The sequence below is a fragment of the Pedobacter sp. 10L46_2 genome, assembly GCF_056395165.1.
In genome coordinates this window covers 1-4257 of sequence record NZ_JBFTIZ010000345.1, presented here as the reverse complement: position 1 = coordinate 4257, position 4257 = coordinate 1, and the positions used below count along the sequence as shown (strand labels likewise).

Genomic DNA, 4257 nt, shown 5'->3' with positions numbered 1-4257 from the left:
CTTTTAAAAGTTCCAATTCGGCCTGATCAAATGTTTGTTTCCTTTTGTCCATGAAATGTTGACCTTAAAACTATATCAAATTTACATAAAATGCTTGTCATTAACAAGAGGGGCTGCAGACATTAATCTACAGCCCCTTTAATAATTTTCCTAAGAAACTTTAACACTACACTAACACAGTGTTAAAAAAATGTACTCCTAAATTCTTATTTACCGAACAGCTTCATGGAGGACATGAAGAGAATCCGAGATATTCATAACTCCCAAAACTATTTACAATACGAAAGTAAATGATAATGAACTATTCCTTGACGTTTATTCTGCAACAATTTGTAAAAAATCTTTATTCTTCGGCCCGTGTAATCTGCGATATTACGTTGGACTAAGCACTTCAATAGTCGTACTATTTACTCGCACTGCAATTTGAGATGTCTCTCTGTTAAAGCAAATCTGAGGTGGTTTTTCAATATCTCCATAAATAATTGAAGATGTTTGAAGTCCAGAATCAATTTCTTCTAATTTACTTTCTATTTCACCTGTTTGAATATTTATGATTTTCGGAAACTTAAACATATCCCAGGCTTGTCTTTCATTTATTGCGAATAAATTTCCGAATTCCCCGTTGACTTTTATTGGTGATGTAATTTCATTTTTAATAAAGTTCCAAATTGCAAGATGCTTTTGTGGTAAAAGTGGCGGCACTTCATCATCGAAAGGCTCTTCATCTGTTGAAGCAATAAGTATTCTGTCGTTGTCTATAAAGCTAGCTGAATTTATTTCTGTTCCAAAGTTTGGATATAAAAAACTTTTGTCCAATAGCTGTGGATTTTTTAAACATTCTTCTATCTCAAATAATTCAACTGTATCAACGGGATGCCATGCCCAACCACATACCATTAAATACTTGTTATCCGGACTAATTGAAAGTCTTGAGTGAAAAATATCTGATGGATTTCTTCCTGGAATATTTGAAACAACTTCACCTGTTTCTACATTTTCAAAGTCAAGTCGACAATAATCAATTGGACAATGAACTAAATACGTCTCATTGTCAACAGTTACAAATGCCGCCGGAAATTCATAGGTCTCTGCATTATAATGGGTGCGATTAATCTCCCGTATTATTTCGCCATCTTTCAATAAAATACCTTTTGTTCCTAGACGTTTATAAATAAAAGCATATTGCCCATTTTGAGAAGTAATCGAAGCGTCGAAACCAAAAGCATAATGATACTTTGCAATTTGTCTTTGTTGCCCATCAGAAGAATATAATTGCCCTGCAGAAACCCAATCTACAATATCGCCGTTAAGCCAATCAATTGTTTTTAAGTAATTTGTTTTAAATGTTTGTCGTGTCATAATTGCAGTTTACCTATCAAACAATTCCTCTAATTTAAACTATTGATTAACGCCCTTTCACCTTATATAAAGAATTTTCAGATACTCCAATCGAAAAACAAAGCTAATGCTAGACTAACTATTAAATAGATTGAGTTTTACTTTCTCACGTTCAATTTCCGCTATGAGCTCCTCTTCCGTAGGTAAATAAGGCATATATTTGGTAGCGAAAAGTCTTGGGTTATCATTAATCACAGAATATTTCACTACTGTTTCACTTTTTTCCGTGCACAGGATAATACCTATTGTTGGATTATCACCTTCTGGTTTCTTTAAATCGTCAAACATTCGTCTTTACATGTCCATTTGACCAACATGCTGATGAGTAAGTTTCCCAGCTTTTAGATCAATCAAAACGAAACATTTAAGTAAATAATTATAAAAGACCAGATCAATAAAAAAATGATCGATCTCCGTACTTATCCTAAACTGTCTGCCAACAAAGGAGAAGCCTTTTCCCAGCTCCAATAAAAACTGCTGCAAATTTTCAATTAATGCTGTTTCAATTTCAGACTCATTTGCAGTCGCAGGTTGCTGAATATTTAGAAATTCAAAAATATATGGATCTTTAATAAAGTCTTCAGGTCTCTGTTTCTGTAATACCTTACTATCTTTTTGATTTATAGTTTTATCATTCGAAGATAGAAGCCTATGATAATAGAAGGTGTTAATGTTCCGCTCCAGAGTTCGAACACTCCAGTTCTCTTCAGCCGCTTCGTTTAAATAAAATCCTCGCGCAGCCTCATTTTCAACCCTCATAATTAACCGGTTATGGCTCCATGTCAATTTGCTACACAGTGTGTAGCAAATCTCATTATCGCGGTAGGTGAGATAAAATTGGCGAAAATTACGCAAATTAGAATAAGAAAAACCTTTCCCAAATTCAGTTGTCAAAGCTTTAGAAAGTTCTTTTAAAATACCTTCTCCATAAACAGCTCTTTCTTCACCATGTTGTTCTTGCTCAACAATACGTTTTCCGATCAGCCAATATGCCTCCACCATAGCCGCATTCACAGCAGTGTAAGCATTTTGTCTGGCTGCAGTTAGTATACCCCTGATTTCATCAATATAATTGGTCATACTTCAAATTTAAAGAAAACAATCGATGAGGAGCAAACATCTGTGATATAATAGACCAGACGTGATCCAAACTAAAAAGGTTACAGATATTAATCTGCAACCCCTTTAATAATTTTCCTAAGAAATTTTAACACTATACTACCGCAGTGTTAAAAACTGTACCGTAAAGGAGGATTACTTTGAACATCTGGAGCGCTTCTGCATGATTCTGGATCCAATTATTCAGGACTTAAAAAGTAAAGGTTTTATATAAATTGTGAGCATGGAATTTATAAATTTAGTTTATGCGCACCCCTATATCCCATAATATAGAACTAGAAAATTTGCGTATTTGTAAGCAAATACTTTTGAAAAACAATAATCGGCCTTTTGCTTTTAGCAGTCAATGATTTCTACGCATGCGTAATCCAATATTGGATAAGATGATTACCTACCTTTGATGATTTATAAATAAGTTAGCACTAAATTTAATATATGACTGAGGATCAAATTATTATTTATCAATCGTCAAATGGCGAAACTGCAATAGATGTAAAGCTCCAAGATGAGACTGTTTGGCTCACACAGGCGCAAATGCAGTTACTTTTTGACCAGACAAAGCAGAATATAAGTCTACATATAAACAATATATTTAAAGAAAATGAATTAACCAAAGATGCAGTTGTCAAGGAATCCTTGACAACTGCCAAAGACGGGAAGAGATATAAAGTCAGGTACTACTCTTTGGATGTAATCATATCTATTGGTTATCGAATTAAATCAAAAAAGGGTACACAGTTTCGAATATGGGCTAATAACGTATTGAAAGAATATCTCATTAAAGGATACGCCATTAATCAAAAACGGCTCAAAGAGCAGGAAAAGCTGGGTATTTCGCTTAAAGTGGCTCATTCATTTCGGGTCAAACTGGCCACACAAACGATTGCTGGGCGTCCCCGAAAATTATCAAGACTGAATTACAAATATAGCAGACGAACTTTATCTATATCTAAACACTCGTCAGCATGACATTTTCGTCGGATTTAAATTAAGCTCCTATAAGCCACCAAAATGTGCTTCTGGAGTTCCCACCCAGCCCACCTCTAGATCAGCATCCTGAGGCCCTAATACGGCAATACGAACCAAAAGCTCATGAACAGAGGAGGAGGCAAATACTGGCTAACGATGCCGAAAAGGCCATTTTATCCCGAAAGATGGTGATCAAGTTCGGGCGAAAGCAATTGTCAGTTTAAATGCGGAAAGCGTGGCCATTATCGCCGAAACATGCAGTTACAATTCAATCTAAAAAAAGCGAGTATAAAAACACTATTAGTACTTTCATCCAGAAACAATACAGTAAATGATTTGAATAACAGAACACAACATATAGTACTGAGAAGAGCACTGAGAAAATCGATGCACGAAGAGATAAAAATCAAATGTCAAAAAGACGAGAAGTTCATCAAATTCATAACTCAAATCATAGCCGAAATTGTAAAAAGTAGAGGCAAAACTGAAAAAAATGTTCTAAGCTAATCTGCTAATGGAATTGAAGCTCGATTTATTTTAATGAAAAACAGGCCAAATCTTAATGAATTGGTAGTCAAAATGATGCAAAAACAGGTGAAAAATATCTCCAAAATCTGCGATTTTGAAGTGTTTGAGAATCAAAAAATTGCAAAATCAAATTCTATAAAAATGCAGCAAAAAGAGCTTTAAAAAGAGCAATTTTTAAAACATAAATAGCTAACAATCAAATTGTTAGCTATTAAAAAAGTGTACCCATCAGCAGGAATACTT

General features: G+C 34.3%; 2 protein-coding genes and 1 pseudogene. 1 reads left to right on the top strand and 2 read right to left on the bottom strand.

Going from position 1 to position 4257, the window contains the following annotated elements; genetic code table 11:
- Positions 1-372: 372 nt before the first annotated feature.
- Together AC1DDX_RS24485 and AC1DDX_RS24480 are read right to left on the bottom strand one after the other, a co-directional pair.
- Positions 373-1359, bottom strand: coding sequence for a hypothetical protein (locus AC1DDX_RS24485; RefSeq protein ID WP_337715253.1), 987 nt, complete (start codon positions 1357-1359; stop codon positions 373-375).
- A 114-nt stretch (positions 1360-1473) separates the two neighbouring features.
- Positions 1474-2478, bottom strand: a pseudogene (locus AC1DDX_RS24480) (PDDEXK nuclease domain-containing protein).
- 474 nt (positions 2479-2952) lie between these two features.
- Here AC1DDX_RS24480 and AC1DDX_RS24475 point away from each other — a divergent pair.
- Positions 2953-3486 (top strand): virulence RhuM family protein, encoded by a 534-nt coding sequence (locus AC1DDX_RS24475; protein ID WP_337715255.1) that lies wholly within the window; start codon positions 2953-2955, stop codon positions 3484-3486.
- Positions 3487-4257: the final 771 nt, after the last annotated feature.

Excerpts from the sequence above, each read along its gene's own strand:
- AC1DDX_RS24485 (WP_337715253.1), bottom strand. The coding sequence starts at position 1,359 with ATGACACGACAAACATTTAAAACAAATTACTTAAAAACAATTGATTGG.
- AC1DDX_RS24475 (WP_337715255.1), top strand. The coding sequence starts at position 2,953 with ATGACTGAGGATCAAATTATTATTTATCAATCGTCAAATGGCGAAACT.